The organism is Cryptosporangium phraense (genome assembly GCF_006912135.1).
Taxonomy (GTDB): Bacteria; Actinomycetota; Actinomycetes; order Mycobacteriales; family Cryptosporangiaceae; genus Cryptosporangium; species Cryptosporangium phraense.
Map to the genome: position 1 here is coordinate 358,336 of NZ_VIRS01000001.1, position 16,933 is coordinate 375,268.

The 16,933-nt window shown below is 71.0% G+C and carries 18 protein-coding genes and 1 pseudogene; 12 read left to right on the forward strand and 7 right to left on the reverse strand.

Features of this window, described 5'->3' with window-relative positions; genetic code table 11:
* Position 1: 1 nt before the first annotated feature.
* Both FL583_RS01610 and FL583_RS01615 read right to left on the reverse strand, forming a co-directional pair.
* Positions 2 to 814, reverse strand: a complete 813-nt coding sequence (locus FL583_RS01610; RefSeq protein WP_142702606.1) for an NAD(P)-dependent oxidoreductase — start codon at positions 812 to 814, stop codon at positions 2 to 4.
* Complete coding sequence (locus tag FL583_RS01615) at positions 811 to 2,043, reverse strand: CaiB/BaiF CoA transferase family protein (RefSeq protein WP_142702607.1); 1,233 nt, start codon at positions 2,041 to 2,043, stop codon at positions 811 to 813. Before FL583_RS01615 ends, FL583_RS01610 begins: the two co-directional genes overlap by 4 nt.
* A 391-nt stretch (positions 2,044 to 2,434) precedes the next feature.
* Here FL583_RS01615 and FL583_RS01620 point away from each other — a divergent pair, with 391 nt between their 5' ends.
* The gene (locus tag FL583_RS01620) at positions 2,435 to 3,391 is read left to right on the forward strand and encodes a LacI family DNA-binding transcriptional regulator (protein WP_170323434.1); all 957 of its coding nucleotides are present in this window, start codon (positions 2,435 to 2,437) and stop codon (positions 3,389 to 3,391) included.
* Here the strand turns inward: FL583_RS01620 and FL583_RS01625 are convergent.
* Genes FL583_RS01625 through FL583_RS01635 form a run of 3 tightly spaced genes read right to left on the reverse strand, consistent with a single transcriptional unit; the run spans position 3,388 to position 6,136 of the window.
* The gene (locus FL583_RS01625) at positions 3,388 to 3,831 is read right to left on the reverse strand and encodes a VOC family protein (RefSeq protein ID WP_142702609.1); all 444 of its coding nucleotides are present in this window, start codon (positions 3,829 to 3,831) and stop codon (positions 3,388 to 3,390) included. The genes FL583_RS01620 and FL583_RS01625 overlap by 4 nt on opposite strands.
* Positions 3,828 to 4,844, reverse strand: coding sequence for a phosphotransferase family protein (locus tag FL583_RS01630; RefSeq protein WP_142702610.1), 1,017 nt, complete (start codon positions 4,842 to 4,844; stop codon positions 3,828 to 3,830). The genes FL583_RS01625 and FL583_RS01630 overlap by 4 nt, the downstream gene beginning before the upstream one ends.
* A complete protein-coding gene (locus FL583_RS01635; protein ID WP_142702611.1) occupies positions 4,841 to 6,136 on the reverse strand; it encodes an acyl-CoA dehydrogenase family protein in 1,296 nt (431 codons plus the stop codon). The genes FL583_RS01630 and FL583_RS01635 overlap by 4 nt, the downstream gene beginning before the upstream one ends.
* A gap of 85 nt (positions 6,137 to 6,221) precedes the next feature.
* Here FL583_RS01635 and FL583_RS01640 point away from each other — a divergent pair, with 85 nt between their 5' ends.
* The 8 genes from FL583_RS01640 to FL583_RS01675 all read left to right on the forward strand — a co-directional run bounded on the left by FL583_RS01640 (position 6,222) and on the right by FL583_RS01675 (position 12,944).
* Positions 6,222 to 6,866, forward strand: a complete 645-nt coding sequence (locus tag FL583_RS01640; RefSeq protein WP_142702612.1) for a TetR/AcrR family transcriptional regulator — start codon at positions 6,222 to 6,224, stop codon at positions 6,864 to 6,866.
* Positions 6,863 to 7,630 carry an SDR family NAD(P)-dependent oxidoreductase gene (locus FL583_RS01645; protein ID WP_142702613.1) on the forward strand — a complete coding sequence of 256 codons (768 nt, stop codon included), beginning with the start codon at positions 6,863 to 6,865 and terminating at the stop codon, positions 7,628 to 7,630. Before FL583_RS01640 ends, FL583_RS01645 begins: the two co-directional genes overlap by 4 nt.
* Positions 7,631 to 7,802: 172 nt before the next feature.
* On the forward strand, positions 7,803 to 9,212 hold the full coding sequence (locus FL583_RS01650; RefSeq protein ID WP_205751765.1) for an aromatic ring-hydroxylating oxygenase subunit alpha: 1,410 nt from the start codon (positions 7,803 to 7,805) through the stop codon (positions 9,210 to 9,212).
* 8 nt (positions 9,213 to 9,220) lie between these two features.
* Positions 9,221 to 9,517: a 2Fe-2S iron-sulfur cluster-binding protein gene (locus FL583_RS01655; protein ID WP_205751766.1), complete on the forward strand. Its 297-nt coding sequence runs from the start codon at positions 9,221 to 9,223 to the stop codon at positions 9,515 to 9,517.
* 29 nt (positions 9,518 to 9,546) lie between these two features.
* The gene (locus FL583_RS01660) at positions 9,547 to 10,587 is read left to right on the forward strand and encodes an amidohydrolase family protein (protein WP_142702615.1); all 1,041 of its coding nucleotides are present in this window, start codon (positions 9,547 to 9,549) and stop codon (positions 10,585 to 10,587) included.
* Positions 10,584 to 11,702: an amidohydrolase family protein gene (locus FL583_RS01665; protein ID WP_142702616.1), complete on the forward strand. Its 1,119-nt coding sequence runs from the start codon at positions 10,584 to 10,586 to the stop codon at positions 11,700 to 11,702. Before FL583_RS01660 ends, FL583_RS01665 begins: the two co-directional genes overlap by 4 nt.
* Entirely contained in the window at positions 11,692 to 12,081 is a 390-nt protein-coding gene (locus tag FL583_RS01670) for a Rieske (2Fe-2S) protein (RefSeq protein ID WP_142702617.1), read from the forward strand. Before FL583_RS01665 ends, FL583_RS01670 begins: the two co-directional genes overlap by 11 nt.
* Positions 12,082 to 12,089: 8 nt before the next feature.
* A complete protein-coding gene (locus tag FL583_RS01675; protein WP_142702618.1) occupies positions 12,090 to 12,944 on the forward strand; it encodes an alpha/beta fold hydrolase in 855 nt (284 codons plus the stop codon).
* Here the strand turns inward: FL583_RS01675 and FL583_RS01680 are convergent.
* Positions 12,937 to 13,389, reverse strand: a complete 453-nt coding sequence (locus FL583_RS01680; protein ID WP_142702619.1) for a hypothetical protein — start codon at positions 13,387 to 13,389, stop codon at positions 12,937 to 12,939. The genes FL583_RS01675 and FL583_RS01680 overlap by 8 nt on opposite strands.
* Before the next feature lie 31 nt (positions 13,390 to 13,420).
* Between FL583_RS01680 and FL583_RS01685 the strand changes: the two genes are divergently transcribed.
* The 3 genes and pseudogenes from FL583_RS01685 to FL583_RS01695 all read left to right on the forward strand — a co-directional run bounded on the left by FL583_RS01685 (position 13,421) and on the right by FL583_RS01695 (position 16,167).
* On the forward strand, positions 13,421 to 14,617 hold the full coding sequence (locus tag FL583_RS01685; protein ID WP_420843103.1) for an NADH-ubiquinone oxidoreductase-F iron-sulfur binding region domain-containing protein: 1,197 nt from the start codon (positions 13,421 to 13,423) through the stop codon (positions 14,615 to 14,617).
* Positions 14,614 to 14,802, forward strand: a pseudogene (locus FL583_RS01690) (ferredoxin); the annotation flags it as partial. The gene FL583_RS01685 and the pseudogene FL583_RS01690, both read left to right, overlap by 4 nt.
* Before the next feature lie 84 nt (positions 14,803 to 14,886).
* Positions 14,887 to 16,167 (forward strand): TetR/AcrR family transcriptional regulator, encoded by a 1,281-nt coding sequence (locus tag FL583_RS01695; protein WP_142702622.1) that lies wholly within the window; start codon positions 14,887 to 14,889, stop codon positions 16,165 to 16,167.
* Here the strand turns inward: FL583_RS01695 and FL583_RS01700 are convergent, their stop codons facing one another.
* Entirely contained in the window at positions 16,168 to 16,884 is a 717-nt protein-coding gene (locus FL583_RS01700; protein ID WP_142702623.1) for a hypothetical protein, read from the reverse strand.
* Between the last annotated feature and the right edge of the window lie 49 nt (positions 16,885 to 16,933).

Here is a 16,933-nt window from a genome sequence, read left to right on the forward strand (position 1 = left end):
CCTAACGGGGGTTGTGCATCGATTGGAGAGCCGAGTCGGCGGCGGGGAGCACCACTCCGGGATCCACGCCGGCCGCCGCGGCCAGGTCGACCGCGAGCCGCGCGTCCTTGGCCAGCAGCGGCCCGGCGACCTCGGCCATCCGCGAGGCCGAGAACGGCTCGCTCGACAGCAGCAGCGAGGCCGCGAAGCTGTTGCCGCTGCCCGCGGCGAACACCCGGTTGAGCGAGGCCAGGTCGACGCCGAGCTCGCGGCCCAACGCGTAGGCGGCCTCGGCGACCCCGAGGTTCGCGGTCAGCAGCAGGTTGTTGAGGATCTTCGCGGCCTGCCCGGCCCCGACCGGCCCGAGGTGCAGGAGCGGGTTCGCGAACGTCTCGAAGATCGGCCTCACGGTCTTCAGGGCGTCCGCGTCGCCACCGGCCATCACGAGCAACCGGCGTTCGGCGGCGGCCTGGCCTCCCCCGCTGACCGGCGCGTCGATCACCGCGACGCCCCGGGCGGCGGCCTGCTCGGCCAGCGTCCGGCAGGTGTCCGGGTGCACGGTGCTGTGCACCACGATCACCCCGCCCTCGGCGAGGCCGTCGATCATGTGCGCGCCGACCTCCCGCACCCCTTCGTCGTCGAGGACGCACAGGCAGACGACGTCCGACGCCTTGGCCAGCGCTTCCGGCGAGTCGGCGTAGGCGGCTGACGTGTCCCGATACGGCTCCAGCGTCTCGGGGCGGCGAGCCCACAGCGTCGTCGGGAAACCGTCCTCGACGACCCGGCGGGCCATCGGGCCGCCCTGGGAGCCGACGCCGATCCACCCCACCCTCACGTGACCGCTCCGGCGATCTTGAAGTCGAGCGACTGCTCGTCGGTGAAGCCGAGCTCGGTCAGGATCTCGTCGGTGTGCTCGGCGAACTGCGGAGCGCGCTTGAGCACGGCGGGCTTCCGGTCGAACTGCACCGGGTTCGCGACCAGCTTTTGGGTGTTGCCCTCGAAGTCGACGACGTCGGTGACCTGGCCGGTGGCCCGGAGTTGCGGGTCGGAGCCGACCTCGAACGTGTCCTGGACCAGCGCCCACTGGCCTTCCATGTTCTCGGCCGCGGCGAACCAGGTCTCCTTGGTGAACCCGGCCATGATCTCGGTGACGACCTCGACCGCGGCCAGACCGTTGGCCATCAGCTTCTCGGTCGTGTCGAAGCGCTCGTCGACGATCAGGTCGGGACGCCCGACGGCCTGGCAGAAGTCCGGCCAGTAGCGGCCCGGCTGGAGCATGCAGAGGTTGATCCAGCGGCCGTCGGACGTCTGGTAGTTGCCGGTGAGCGGGTTGTTCGGCTGGCCACCGGCCCGGGGCGTGAACTTCGGTAACGGCCCGCCGGACTGGAGCGCGAGGTTGACGTTGAGCTGGATCGCCCAGGCCCCGACGCCGAGCAGCGACACGTCGACGACCGAGGTTTCGCCGGTGTTCGCGCGGGCGAACAGCGCGGCCGCGATTCCACCGGCGATCGTCATCCCGCCGATGTTGTCGCCGTAGGCGCCGGACGGCGGCGGGGTCGGGGCCACCGCGCCGGGCGGCGTGAGCGCGTCGGCCGTGCCGGCCCGGGCCCAGTACGCGGTGCCGTCGTAGCCGCCGCTCTCCGCCTCCGGGCCGGCGTGCCCGAACGCCGAGCCGACCACGAAGATGATGTCCGGGTTGATCGCCCGGATGTCGTCGAGGTCGATGCCCAGCTTGCGGCGCGCGGCCGGCAGGAAGTTCGTCAGGAAGACGTCGCTGCGCCGGACCAGCTCGTGCAGGATCTCCTTCGCCTCGGGCTTCTCCAGCGAGAGGCCGAGGCTGCGCTTGCCCCGGTTCGGGCCCTCCATGATCGGCGCGAACGTCGACCCCTTGGAGATCACGTCGTGGCCGAGTGCCTTGACCAGCCCTCGCTGCGCGTCACCGCGTTCGGCGTGCTCGATCTTCACGACGTCGGCGCCCCAGTCGGCCAGCACCGCACCGGCGGACGGCACGTACGTGAACTGGGCGACCTCGACGACCCGGACGCCTTCCATCGGCCTTAACACGTGACGCACCCTCATCTCTGTCACGGGACGGGAGGAGTGCCGAGATGCGGCCACGAGTTCGAACAGGCCCGCGCTCCGGGCGGCCTGCCGAGCTCCTCCACGTCGAGAAACCGGAGACATCGTATAGTTCGAAAACTATCAATCTCAAGAGCTTCGAAAATCTTCTCGGAAGCCTCTTGTAGCAGCTCATACGCACCATGCGACCCGATGCGCGGCTTTTCAGACTTGCAAATCCGTTGAACGTTGCACCAGGTGGCGGCGTTCGCTAGCACGTGCTAGGACTGCACCATACGCGTGTCCCCCGTCACACGGAAGGGACTTGTTACGGTGGGATGTCGACGGAGGGAGGGCCGTGGCCGAAGCGCGCCGCACGCGAGTCACGAGTACCGACGTGGCGCGAGCCTCGGGCTTCTCCCGGCAATTGGTCGGCTTCGTCCTGAACAACACCCCGGGTCAGACGATCCCGGAGACCACCCGGGCCAAGGTGCTGCGCGCGGCCGCCGAGCTCGGTTACGTCCCGCACGGCCCGGCGCAGGCGCTGCGCCGGGGCCGGGGCCGCACCGTGCTGCTGGCGCTCCCCGACCTGCCCCAGGGCCCGACGATCGCCGACCTGATCGAGAGCCTGGCCGACGCGCTGGTCGCCGAGGGCCTCACGCTCGTCACGTATCTGCTCGGCGCCGAGCAGCGGTCCCCGCGCGAGGTCGCGGCCGTGCTCGCGCCGGTGGCGGTCGCCGGGATGCTGCCGTTCAGCGAGTCGGACATCGCGACGTTCCGGGCGAGCGGGGCCGCGGTCGTGCTGCCCCAGCCGGGCACCGCGTTCGGCTCCAATCTCGACGAGTCGATGCGTCTGCTGGGCGAGATGCAGGTCGACTACCTGGTCGGCCGGGGCCACCGCCGGATCGCGTTCGCCGCCCCGGACGACGCCCGCACGGCCACGCTGGCGTCCGGGCGCTACGACGGGGCCCGGATGGCCGGTGAGCGGCACGGCTTACCGCCGGTCCGGCGCTACCTGGTGTCGTCGGACGGCGCCGACGAGGCCGTCGCGGCCCTGCGGTCCGGCCGTCACCCGGTCACCGCGGTCGCCTGCCACGGCGACGAGGTCGCGTTCGCGGTGCTCGCGGCCGCGCGCTCGGCCGGCCTGCGGGTGCCCGACGATCTCGCGGTGATGGGCGCCGACGAGCTGCCGATCGCCCGGTACGCGTCGCCGCCGCTCACCTCGATCGCGGTCGACGGCCGCGCCGCCGGCCTCGTGCTCGCGCGGACGCTGGTCGACCTGCTGGCCGACCGCACTCCCCCGCCGTTCGACTACCACGACGGAATCCGAGTCGTCCCCCGCGAGTCCGCCTAAGACCAGAGCCGTTCCATTGAAGGTTGGAGCGCGCGGCTCACCAGCTCGATCCGGGGGCCGCCGGACGCCGGGCGGTGGTAGGCCCAGTACGGCGTCCCGTCGGGCAGCGTCCCGGCCACCTCCCGCTGGTAGCCCTGGGCGACCAGCGCGTCCGAGTCGGCCCGGACGTCGTCCGACCAGTACCCGACGTGGTGCACTCCGGAGTCGGCGGGCTGCCAGATCGCCCGGCCGGGCACGCTCCGGACGAGCTCGACCCGGGGCACCGAGCGCGAGTACTGGCACAGGAGGTCGACGGTCGCCGGACCGTCGGCCAGGAGCACCGGCTGGACGCCACCCGCCTCCGGGGCCCACTCGTACCCGAACAGCGCGGTCAGCCGTTCCCGGGCCTCGGCCAGGTCGTGGACGACGATCCCGACGTGGAACTGGTCCGCGGCCTTCACGACGCGTACCTCGTGGACGCGGCCAGCGACGCGGCCCGGTCCATCAGGTCGAGCGCGATCCCGCCGAACGCCTGCAGCGTGGTGTTGTCCCCGGCCCGCTGGAAGCCCTGCTCGAGAACGATGCTCATCTTGAACCGGGACAGGATCAGGTAGTAGTCGAGGTCGTCGACCTGCCGTCCGGACACCTCGGCGTACCGGGCGATCAGCTCGTCCCGCCCCGGCATGCCGTGCAGATCGACGTAGCTGGGCCCGCCCGCGTCGGTCGACGGGTCGGCCGGCCAGCGGTCGACGAGCCAGGCCAGGTCGAGCTTCGGGTCGCCGATCGTGCCCATCTCCCAGTCGACGATCGCGGCCAGCCGGGCCGGCGCCCCGTGCCGGAACATCACGTTCGCGAACTGGTAGTCGCCGTGCAGCAGCCCGGGAACGTAGTCCAGCGGGTGGTGCGCGCGCAGCCAGGCCGCGGCGGCGTCGAATCCCGGCAGGTCCCGGCCCCGGATCTTCTCGAACAGCGCGGTCCAGCGGGCGACCTGCCGCTCATGGAACCCGTCCGGCTTGCCCAGACCCTCCAGGCCGCGGGCCCGCCAATCGACCTTCGACAGCAGCGCGATCCCGTCGACCAGCTCGATCGCCAGCCCCCGCCGGGCGTCCGGATCGGTGTCGAACGGGGCCGGCCACTTCCCCCGGGTCGCCATCGGCGACCAGCCGTCGACGAACCCCATCAGGTAGAACGCCCGCCCGAGCACGTCCTGGTCGGCGCAGACCGCGTAGGCGGCGGTCGAGGGAACCTCGGTGCCGTCCAGCGCCCGGATGATCCGCCACTCGCGCAGGATCCCCTCGTCCCGGTTGGCCGGGGCCGACGCCGGCGGGATCCGCAGGGCGGCGTGCAGGTCACCGCGGCGGATCTCGTAGATCTCGTTCTGGGCGCCGCCGGTCACGAACCGGGACTCGATCGGCGCTCCCTTGCCCGGCAGATCGGTGCCGTCCAGCCAGGTCGCCAGAGCGTCGAGGTTCACTGGTCGTCTCCCAGCAGGTGCGCGTACTTCTTCGCCGCGTCCTCGCGACGCTTCGGCAGCCAGCCCGACGGCCAGATCTCGTCGTCGCTGGGCCGGTGGCCGCGCAGCACCTGACGGGCGACCGTCACCTTGTGCACCTCGGTCGGCCCGTCGGAGAGGCCCATGATGCTGGCGCCGAGCATCGACTGGAACAGCGGCATCTCGTTCGTGACGCCGAGCGCGCCGTGTACCTGCACCGCCCGCCAGGCGATGTCGTGCAGCACGCCCGGCATCACGGCCTTCACCGCCGAGATGTCCTTGCGCACCCTGCGGTAGTCGTTGTGCTTGTCGATCGACCAGGCGACGTAGAGCACCATCAGCCGGAACTGCAGCAGCTGGGCGTAGGAGTCGGCGATGTAGCCCTGGACGAACTGCTTCTCGGCCAGCGGAGTGCCCTGCGTCTTCCGGCTCAGCGCCCGCTCGCACAGCATGTCGAGCGCCTTCTGGGCCTGGCCGATCGTCCGCATGGCGTGGTGGATGCGGCCGCCGCCGAGGCGGGTCTGGGCGATCGCGAACGCCTGACCCTCCCCACCGAGGACCGCGTCCGCGGGAACGCGGACGTCCTCGAAGTGGATCAGCGCGTGGGTGCCCTCGCCCTCCGGGTCCATCGCCAGACCCTGGTTGCGGACGATGTCGATGCCCGGGGTGTCGGCCGGGACCAGGAACATCGACATGCCCTGGTAGGCGCTGACGTCGGGGTTCGTCACGGCCATGACGATGTAGAACGACGCGGTGCGGGCGTTGGAGGCGAAGTACTTCCAGCCGCTGATCACCCACTCCTCGCCGTCGCGGGTCGCCCGGGTGACGAACTGCGTCGGGTCGGCGCCGCCCAGCGGCTCGGTCATCGCGTAGCAGGAGAACAGCTCGCCGTTGAGCAGCGGCTCCAGGTAGCGCTTCTTCTGCTCGTCGGTGCCGTAGTGGGCGATGATCTCGGCGTTCCCGGTGTCCGGGGCCTGGCAGCCGAACACGACCGGCGCCCAGGACGCCCGGCCGAGGATCTCGTTCAGCAGCGCCAGCTTGACCTGGCCGTGGCCCTGACCGCCCAGCTCGGGGGTGAGGTGGGTCGCGTAGAGGCCCTGCCGGCGGACCTGCTCCTTCAATGGCTCGATGGCCTTCTTGCGCGCCCCCTCCAGGGCCGTGAACTGCAGGCGCGGCCACTGCACGTCGAGCGGCTCGACCTCCTCGCGGACGAACGCGTCCGCCCAGTCGAGCTTCACCTGGTACTCGGGCTCGGTTTCGAAGTCCCACGCCATGAACGCCTCCGTCGTCGTTGTCAGAACAACGTTCTTACCCTCAGAATGGCATTCTGAGCAAGACCGATCTGTGTAGGGTGCGGCCATGAGGAACGACGTTCTGCCTGGTGACGACGTCGCTGAGCGAATCGCGCGGCAGACGCGCGAGCGCCGCGGCGGTCTCGACTACGCCGATGAAGTGCGGCGACTGCTCGCCGCGGCGCTCGAGGTGATGCGCGCCCGGGGTACCGCGTCGCGGCCCCGGGTCGCCGACATCGTGGCCGCCGCCGGGCTCTCGAACGACGCGTTCTACCGGCACTTCTCGTCGAAGGAAGCGCTGGTCACCGCCCTGCTCGAAGACGGGGCGGCGAAGCTCGGCAGCTACCTGGCCCACCAGTTGGGCAAGGAGTCCGAGCCGGCCGCGCAGGTGCGGCGCTGGGTCGAGGGCGTGATGTCGCAGACCGACGAGGACATCGCGGCGACGACGCTGGCCGTGCTGTACAACGGCGGCAGCGTCGGCCAGGGTGCGGCGACCGGACGCCACCCGGCCAGCGTCCCGCTCGGCACGCTGCTGCACGAGCCGTTCGCCGCCCTCGGCAGCACCTCCCCCGAGTTCGACGCGTCGCTGGCCGCGAACGCGATCTTCGGGAAGCTCTCCGACTACCTCTGGACGAACTCCCGGCCGACCCCGGCCGAGCTCGACCGGATGACCACGTTCTGCCTGGCCGCCATCACCGGAGGAACCACGTGACCACACTCGCGGAACTCAACGACCTGACCGGCAAGGTCGCGATCGTCACCGGGGGCACCCGGGGCCTGGGGCGGGCGATCGTCCAGGGCCTGGCCGAGGCCGGGGCCGACGTCGTCGTCGCGTCCCGGAAACCCGAGGCCGTCGAGGCGGTGGCGGGCGAGTTACGGGCGTCGACCGGCACGAAGGCGGTCGGGATCCCCTGTCACGTGGCGCGCTGGGACGACTGCGACGCGCTGGTGGCTCGCACGCTGGAGCACTTCGGACGGCTCGACGTGCTGATCAACAACGCGGGCATGTCCCCGCTGTATTCGAGCCTGGACGAGATCACCGAGGAACTCTTCGACAAGACCGTCGGCGTCAACCTGAAGGGGCCGTTCCGGCTGGCCGTGCACGCCGGCACCCACATGAAGGCGAACGGCGGCGGGTCGATCGTCAACGTCAGTACGGCGGGGTCGCTGGTCTCCGGGCCGGGGCACCTGCCGTACGTGTGCGCGAAGGCCGGGCTGAACGCGATGACGGTCTCGCTGGCCGAGGCGTTCGCACCGGAGGTGCGGGTCAACACCGTGCTCCCGGGTCCGTTCCGCACGGATTCCTCGAAGGGGTGGGCGCCGCCCGAGGGCACCGAAGTGCCGTTCGTTCCGCTGGGCCGCATCGGGCGTCCAGAAGAGATCACCCCGCTCATCGTGCACCTGGCGAGCGCCGCCTCCAGCTTCACCACCGGCGCCTCGATCCGCGTCGACGGTGGCGTGACCAAGGCCGTTTGAAGCAAGCAGAGCGCGCGCAGCGCACCGGTAGGGCGGCGGACGGGGGGTGCAGTGGCTGGGCTTGCGTGAGCCAGTTCACCCGCCTTACAGTCGCGGAACAGATGTTTGGTTCGAGCCCGTAGCGCTCACCACCTCTCTTCGCGACCGACACCGACGTCGAAGGGGCTCCCCCGTGACTGTTGCTGATCTCAACCCCAAGTTCACCTGGGCCGAGGGGGACGAGGCGCCGCTCGGCACCAACCCGCCGGAGGTCCAGGCCAAGGTCCCGCACCCGATGCGCGACTCCCGGTTCGTGCCGAAGGAGCGCTACTACTCGCGCGAGTTCTTCGAGCTCGAGAAGAAGTACCTCTGGCCGCACACCTGGCTGATGGCCGCCCGCGAGGAAGAGATCCCGAACCCCGGCGACTACGTCGAGTACGAGATCGCCGGCACGTCGATCCTGATCGTGCGTCAGCGCGACCGGACGGTCAAAGCCCTGCACAACGTCTGCCGGCACCGCGCGACCGAGCTCGCCAAGGGTCAGGGACGCCTGCCCGGCGGCCAGCTCGTCTGCCCGTTCCACGGCTGGCGCTGGAACCTCGACGGCTCGTCGTCGTTCGTGTTCGGCGAGAAGGCGTTCGAGCCGGCCTGCCTCAACCAGGACGACCTGGCCCTACGCGAGTGCCTCGTCGAGCTGTGGGCGGGCATGGTCTGGATCAACATGGACCTGGGCGCGCGGCCGCTGAGCGACCACCTCGACCCGGTGCAGAAGCTGCTCGACGGCGTCGGCGTCGGCAACATGCGGGTCAAGTGGTGGAAGCAGGTCGTCCTCAACGCGAACTGGAAGATGGCCCAGGAGGCGTTCTTCGAGGGCTACCACGTCACCCAGACTCATCCGCAGCTGCTGATGGGCGGCGACGAGGAGTACGGCGAGCTGAAAGCGGCCCAGGTCGCCTACACGACGTTCAAGAACGGCCACGCCCGGTTCCAGAGCGCGAGCAAGGGTGATGCCGAGTACGAGCCGGTCTTCGACTCCGAGGAGTTCATCGAGGCCGGTCGGCTGCTCGTCACCGGCCAGGACGCGATGACGCTGGAGAACGACCTGCGGATCTTCGAGGGCCTGCGCAACAAGATCCCGCAGGACGACCCGAAGTTCACCCAGGCCGCGATCGCCGCGCTCTACGAGTACGCCGAGGGCGCGGGCATCCCGATGGCGCCGATGGGCCCGGCGATGCAGCTGTGGGGCGGAGACATCTACATGTTCCCGAACTACCTGATGCTGCCGATGTACGGAAACTGCCTGGCCTACCGGTCGCGCCCGTACAAGGACGACCCGGAGTGGTGCATCTTCGACGTCTGGTCGCTGACCACCTACCCGGTGGGCCAGGAGCCGGAGCGGGCCGAGCTCACGGGCGTATTCGACAAGGACGACACCGAGAACTGGGGCTTGATCCCGCGCCAGGACTTCAGCAACATCGAGCGCCAGCAGCGGGGCCTGCACTCCCCCGGGTTCACCGAGCTGCGCCTGTCGTCGCAGTACGAGCTGTCGATCAGCAACATGCACGAGGAACTCGACCGGCAGATCGCGAGCCGGGCCGAGTAGTGGCCCGGGTGCGGGTCGAGCCGTCCGGAGTGGAGTTCGACGTCGGCCCGGCGGAGTCGGTCGCGGAGGCGGCCTGGCGGCAGGACGTCACCTGGCCGACGAAGTGTTACGGCCAGGCCGAATGCATGGTGTGTTTCGTCAAGGTGGTCGACGGTGAGCTGTCGACCGTGCCGCCGGACGACGACGAGCTCCACGCCATGCGCACCAAGATGCCCCGCCGCCTCCGGACGCCTCTGACCCGCCTCGCCTGCCGCCTGCGCGTCACGGGCGACGGCGTGGTCCTGGAGAAGAAGGGCGTCAACTGACCTGCTCGGAACAAACGTTAGGTTCGCCCATGCCGCTCATCGACGCGAGCGTCCACATCTTCTTCCGCGACAACCGTGACCTGCGGAGTTTCCTCCGCGAGCCGTACGCGAGCCGGGGCTTCCCCGACTACGAGATGGACTGGTACGGCGCGCCCGGCGGCGAGTACGTGCCCGGCTCCGACGACGCCGGGTACCCGGGCTCCGACCCCGAGACCGTCGCCGCGCACGTCTTCGGCTACGCGGACGTCGCCGTGCTCCACCCGATGACCCGCGGCACGCTCCCCGATCGGCACCTCACGTCGGCGGTGCTGGCTGCCCACAACGCGATGCTCGTGCAGCGCTGGCTGCCGCACGACGAGCGGTTCCGCGGCACGATCCGCGTCAACCCGGAAGACCTGCCGGGCGCCGTCCGCGAGATCGAGAAGTACGCCGACCACCCGCAGGTCGTGCAGGTGGGCGTCCCCCTGCAATCGCGGGAGCTGTACGGGAAGCCGCAGTTCTGGCCGCTCTGGGAGGCCGCGCAGGCGGCCGGCCTCCCGGTCGCGGTGCACGTGGAGACCGGGCAGGGGGTGGGGTACCCGCCCACGCCGTCGGGTCACCCGCGCACCTACGAGAACTACCTCGGCTTCGCGGCCCTCAACTACCTGTACCACCTGATGAACATGATCGCCGAGGGCGTCTTCGAGCGCTTCGACGCGCTCCGGTTCGTCTGGTCCGAGGGCGCCGCCGACTTCCTCACGCCGTTCAGCTGGCGCATGGACGTCTTCGGCCGGCCCCACCTGGAACAGACCCCGTGGGCTCCGCGGATCCCCAGCGACTACCTGCCCGGCCACACGTACTTCGTGCAGGGCGCTCTCGACGGTCCCGGTGACGTCGGCTACGCCGACGAATGGCTGAGCTTCACCGGCAAGGACCGGATGGTCCTGTTCGGGTCCAGCTATCCGCACTGGCAGAACGCCCGGGCGGACGCTCTGCCGAGCGCGCTCTCGGCCGAACAGCGCGACCGCGTCCTCTGGCGCAACGCCGCCGAGCTGTACGGCATCTCCGTCCCGGAAGGAGTTACGCCATGATCCCCAGTACCGCGCAGGTACCGGTCCGGGTCGTCGACTCGGACGTGCACCCGGTCCCCCGGGCCGGAGCCATCGCCGAGTACATCCCGGACGAGTGGCGGAAGTTCGCGCTCTCGCACCGGGTCGGCGACACGATCAACTACGACGCCCCGGACTACGCCCACGCCTACGCGATGCGCGTCGACACGTTCCCGGCCGACGGCGGCTTCCCCGGCAGCGACCCGGACACGATGTTCAAGCAGTTGATCATCGAGGCCGGCTCGGACATCGCGATCCTCGAGCCGGCGTCGAAGTTCACCCGCATTCCCGAGGCCACCTCGGCGATGGCCACCGCGACGAACGAGTGGCTGGCCAACCACTGGCTGGACAGCCGCAACAACTGGCACCAGCGCTGGCGCGGCTCGATCTGCGTCGCGATCGAGGACCCCTCCGGCGCGGCGCGGGAGATCGAGAAGTGGGTCGGGCACCCGTACATGGCCCAGGTGCTGATCAAGGCCGAGCCGCGGCCGTCCTGGGGCGACCCGAAGTACGACCCGGTGTGGGAGGCGGCGACCCGGCACGACATCACGGTCAGCTGCCATCTCTCCCGCGGCAACTACGAGACGATGCCGATGCCGCCGGTCGGGTTCCCCAGCTACAACCACGACTTCATGGTCACGTACTCGCTGCTGGCCGCGAACCAGGTCATGAGCCTGATCTTCGACGGGGTGTTCGACCGGTTCCCGTCGCTGCGCATCGTGCTGGTCGAGCACGCGTTCACCTGGATCCTGCCGCTGATGTGGCGGATGGACGCGATCTACGCGGCCCGTCGCTCGTTCACCGGGCTCAAGCGGAAGCCGTCGGAGTACGTCAAGGAGCACATCAAGTTCACCACCCAGCCGCTGGACTACCCGGAGGACAAGACCGAGCTGACCCGGGCGCTGGAGTGGATGGAGGCCGAGAAGATCCTGCTGTTCTCGTCGGACTACCCGCACTGGACCTTCGACGACCCGAAGTGGCTGCTCAAGCACCTGCCGGAGCACGCCCGCGAGGCGGTCATGTTCAAGAACGGCCTGTCGACGTACAAGCTGCCGTCCACCGTGCCGGCCGTCGAATCGCAGACCCGTGTCTGGTGAACCCGCGCCCCGGCTCGCCCAGGGCCGGGAGCACGCGGTGGCGTCGGTCGACGAGATCCCGCCCGGGGCGTTCAAGATCGTGCCGATCGGGCGGCACGGCGTGGGGGTCTACAACGTCGGCGGGACGTTCTACGCGATCGCCAACTACTGCCCACACGAGGGCGGCCCGCTCTGCCGGGGCCGGGCCCGGGGGCGGACGGTCGTCGACGAGAGCGTGCCCGGCGACGCGGTGATGGTGCGCGACCTGGAGTTCATCTACTGCCCGTGGCACCAGTGGGGATTCGAGCTCGCGACCGGCACCACGGCGGTGAAACCGGAATGGAGCATTCGCACGTACCCGGTGCGCGTGGTCGGCACCGACGTTCTCGTGACGGCGTGAGGAGCGCGATGGAAATCAACGGTGGAAATGTCGTCCACGAGATTCTCGGGTCGTCCGGGGAATTGGTCGTGCTCACGCCGGGCGGACGATTCAGCAAGGACATCGAGGGACTCCGCCCGCTCGCCGAGGCATTGGTCGAGGGCGGCAAGCGGGTATTGCTGTGGGACCGGCCGAATTGCGGCGCGTCGGACGTGCAGTTCTACGGACGGACCGAGTCGCACATGCGGGCGGAAACTCTGAAAGGATTGTTGACCGCTCTGGGCGAGGGTCCGTGCGTGATCGCGGGCGGGTCCGGCGGGGCGCGGGACTCGATACTCACCGTGATGCTCTACCCGGAACTGGCCACCAGGCTCGTCGTCTGGAACATCGTCGGCGGGGTGTTCGGCTCGTTCAGCCTCGGCGCCTACTACGTCGTCCCGAGCATCCAGGCCGTGCTGGCCAAGGGCATCGACGGGCTGTTCGACCTGCCCGAGTGGCAGGCGCTGATCGCGGCGAACCCGGCCAACGAGGCCCGGCTGCGCGCGCTCGACAAGGACGAGTTCCTGCAGTTGATGCTGCGCTGGCTCGACGCGTACGTGTCGAAGCCGGGCCAGACGATCCCCGGCGTGGAGGACCTCGACTTCGCCGGGATCCGGGTGCCGACGCTGATCATCCGCGGCGGCCGGGACGACCGGCACCACCCGAAGCGGACGTCGCTCGAGGTCAGCTGCCTGATCGAGAACAGCGAGCTGGTCGACCCACCGTGGCCCGAGGACGCCTGGGAGCGCGCGACCGAGGACCGCGCGGCCGGCCGGGTCGATCACTACAACATGTTCGACACCTGGGTGCAGGCCGCGCCGCTGATCCTGAAGTTCCTCAGCTGACGATGAGCCGCACCTCGGCGTTGAGCGCGGCCTCGAGCGCGGTCTGGACCCGGCTCTCCGGGATCCGGGCCAGGTCGGCGCTCGCCAGCCGGACCTCGACGACGTCCCACCCGTCGTCGTCGAGGCTCCGGGTCACCTCTCCGGACAACCCGAACCCGGCCAGGACGCCGAGCGCGTCGTCGTCGGTACCGCGGCTCAGATAGGTCACGACGCCTCTGGCCGGGGGCACCCCGAAGGCCCGCTCGCAGATCGCGCTGGTGGTGCCGTGCATCACGGCCGGGTCGTCGCCGGTGATCAGGAATTGCAATTCCGGGCGGCCGGGGTCGATTTCGGTGCGGACGAATTCGTGGCCCTCGGCCGCGAGCCTTTCCACTCCGGCGCGGAGAGCCGGGGCGGACAGTTCTCCGCGCGGATCGACGTTGATGCGCACCACCGCAGTTCTCATGCCTCCAGAGTATGCACAGAACGGGTACCCGATGGAATCGTTGACCACTCGAACCCGAATCGAGCCGGGACGGTTGCTCTCCGCCGACGCCGCCGTTCCGGAAGCATTGCCGGAACGGGAGGCGCTGCTCGATCTCGTCGACGAATCGGGGTTGCTCGGGCGGGGCGGGGCGGCGTTCCCGCTCGGGGTGAAGCTGCGGTCGGTGCGGGCCGGGAAGCGCACCCCGGTCGTGATCGCCAACGGCGAGGAGGGCGAGCCGATGTCCATCAAGGACCGCTGGCTCCTCCGCCACCGACCGCACCTGGTGCTGGAGGGGCTCCGCCTGGCCGCGCACGCGGTGGGCGCGGACGCGTCGTACGTCTACGTGTCGGACGCCGGCGCGGCCGTCGCCGTCCGGACCGCGGCCGACGCCGGGGTCGACGTGGTGGAGGTCGCGCCCACCTACGTGGCCGGAGAGGAGACCGCGGCCGTGCGGGCGGTGAACGGAGGGCCAGCGCGGCCGTCCGACAAGCCACCCCGCCCGTACGAGGAGGGCGTCGGCGGACGTCCGACGCTGGTCAGCAACGTCGAGACGCTGGCCCAGCTGGCCTACCTGGTCCGGCACGGCGCGCCGGCGTTCCGCTCGCTCGGCACGCCGGGATCGCCGGGCACGTTCCTGGCCACGGTCAGCGGCGCGGGCCGCGCGGCCCTGTACGAACTCCCGCACGGGCTGCCGTTCGGCGCGCTCCTGGAACGTCACGGGGTCGACCCCGACCTCGTGCGGGGCGCGCTGCTGGGCGGCTACTTCGCGGGCCTGATCAACCGGCGGGTCCTCGACCTCACCCTCGACCACGAGACCGCCCGCCGTTTCGACACCGGGCTCGGCTGCGGCGCGATCGCCGTGCTGACCGGCGTCGACTGTCCGGTCGCCGTGGCCGCGTCGGTGATGGCCTACTTCGACCGGGAGAACGCCGGCCAGTGCGGCTCGTGCTTCAACGGCACCGCGGCGATGAGCGCGGTCACCGCCGCCCTTCGCGACGGCGTCGCCGAGCAGACCGACGTCGACCGGCTGACCCGCTGGTCGGTGGTGCTGCGCGGCCGGGGTGCCTGCGGCACCCTCGACGGCGCCACGAACGTCGCCGCGTCGCTCCTGCGCGAATTCCCGTCCGAGGTCGCCGAGCACCTGCGCGGGGGCTGTACCGGCCCCGCCTACCACGCCGACCGGCCGTTCGAGGTGACGCTCCCGTGAGGATCAAGCTGGACCGGACGATCTGCGACGGGTTCGGCATCTGCGCCGAGCGCGCGCCCGACCACTTCTCGCTCGACGACTGGGGCTACGCCTCGCTGGTCGGCAACGGCGACGTCCAGGAGCACGACGAGAACGACGTCCGGCGCGCGCTGCTGGACTGCCCGGTGCACGCGATCGTCGAGCTCCCTCGCGAGTGAACGCCGAACTCCGCCGCCGCCGCAGGTCGGGGGCCCGGCCCCGGCGGGCGACCGGCTCGTCATACTGGTCGGGTGAACCGACCGCTGGTGTCCGAGCGAGCCACCGAGGGCGCCCGTCGGTCCGAGATCCTGGAGATCGCCTCGCGGCTGTTCGCGGCCTCCGGCTACTCGCGCACCTCGCTCAAGGACGTCGCCGAGGCCTGCGGGATCCTGCCCGGCAGCCTGTACCACCACTTCGACTCCAAGCAGGCGATCGCCACCGAGCTGCTCGAGCGCTACCACGCCGAGCTGGACGCGATCGGCCGCCGGTGGCTGGAGGCACCGCCGCTCGGGCCCGAGGTCCGGACCGCCGACCGGGTGATCGCGCTCGGCGTCGCGCTGGCCGAGTGCGGGGTGCGCCACGGCGCCGCCCTGCAGCTCTCCGCCTACGAGCCGCACGCCGGGGCGTCCGCCGATCTGGTCGAGCTGGCCCGGCGGCCGCACGGCGGCATCACCGCGGCCATGCACCGGGTGCTCACCGACGGCGCGGACCGCGGCGACCTCGTCGACCGCGTCGACCTCGACCTGCTCGCCGACCAGACCTGCCAGACGATGCTGCACGTCGGGCTGGCCCGCCTGCACCAGGGCGGCACGCCCGCGGCGATCGCGGCGCTGCTGTGCACGATGCTGCTCTACGGCGTCGCGGTGCGGGCCCCGGCCGACCGGGTACTCAACCGCTCGGCGGCGATGGGCGCGGCCTCGGCCACGATCGCCCAGTGGTCGTCGGACCCGGACGACGACGCCGACGAGCGGCGGGCCGCCCTGCGCGCGGTGGCCCGGGCCGAGTTCGCCCGGCGCGGCTACGAGGCGACGACGATCCGCGACATCGCGTCGGCGGCCGGGATGGGCACCGGCAGCGTGTACCGGCTGGTCGACGGCAAAGAGGCGCTGCTGGCCTCGATCATGAACGCGTTCTACACCCGGCTGTCGGCCGGCTACACCGCGGTGACCGCGTCCGGGTCGACCCCGATCGAGAAACTCGACGCGCTGACCTGGCTCAACATCAACGCCCGGGAGCGGTTCAGCGAGGAGTTCGAGATCCAGCGGGCCTGGTTCCGGTCGTATCCGCCGGAGACCAGCACGCTCTCGGACTCGTTGAAGGAGCGGACCCGGCTGATCCGCGACGTCGTCGCGGCCGGCCTCGACGCCGGCGAGATCCGCGTCGACGGGGAGCCGCTCGACGTCGTCGGGCTGTGCGTCCGCGACCTGATCTGGGTGCCGCCCGGGGTGCTACGGCGCAGCACCCCTCGCGGAGTGTTCGCCCACGCCCGGGCCACCGTGCTCCGCGGGGCCCTGGCCCCGGCCGCCCGGTAGTCACCAGCTGCCCTCGAACAGCAGCAGGAGCTTCGGCAGCGGGTCGAGCACCGCCGTCGTGTTCGCGATCGCGGCCACCACCGCGACCAGCCCCAGCACGACCGCGAGCCCGGCGACCGACCCGACCGCCCACCGGTCGGACCCGCGCCGCCACCGCAGCGCCAGCCGGACCCCGACGCCGAGCAGCACGACCGCGACGACCGACGACGTTGCGAGCATCACGACGTGGTACCGGACGTACTGCTCGACGATCAGGCCGAGCGCCGGCGGCGTCCGCTCCCCGGCGGCCAGCCGCTGCCGGATCTGATCGAGCGCCGGCTGCGCCGAGGGGTCCACCAGCAGCGGAAACAGCGATCCGAACGCCGCCACCGCCTTCCGCAGGTTGTCGATCACGGCCAGCAGCGCGACCGCCCCGGCCACCGCCGCCCCGGCGCGGGCCAGGGATCGCGTCCGGACCGCCAGCGCGACGAGCACGGCCAGCAGCAGCCCAGCGGTGAGCACCCGGAGCCCGTGATACCAGCGCGCGTAGTCGACGAACTGCGCCAGCGCCGGAGTCAACGCCCGCGAGCCGGCCGTCCACCACGGCACGAACGCGGCGCGGAACGCGTCCGGATCGAACGACGACCCGGACGCGGAGGCCGCGAGCGGACCGGGCAGCACGACGAACGCGACCGCGAAGGCGATCGCCAGAACCACGAGCCAGACGTTTTTCCGCATGCCGGAAGCCTGGCTCCCGGCCCCGGCCGGGTCACCGGGGCGGGCCACC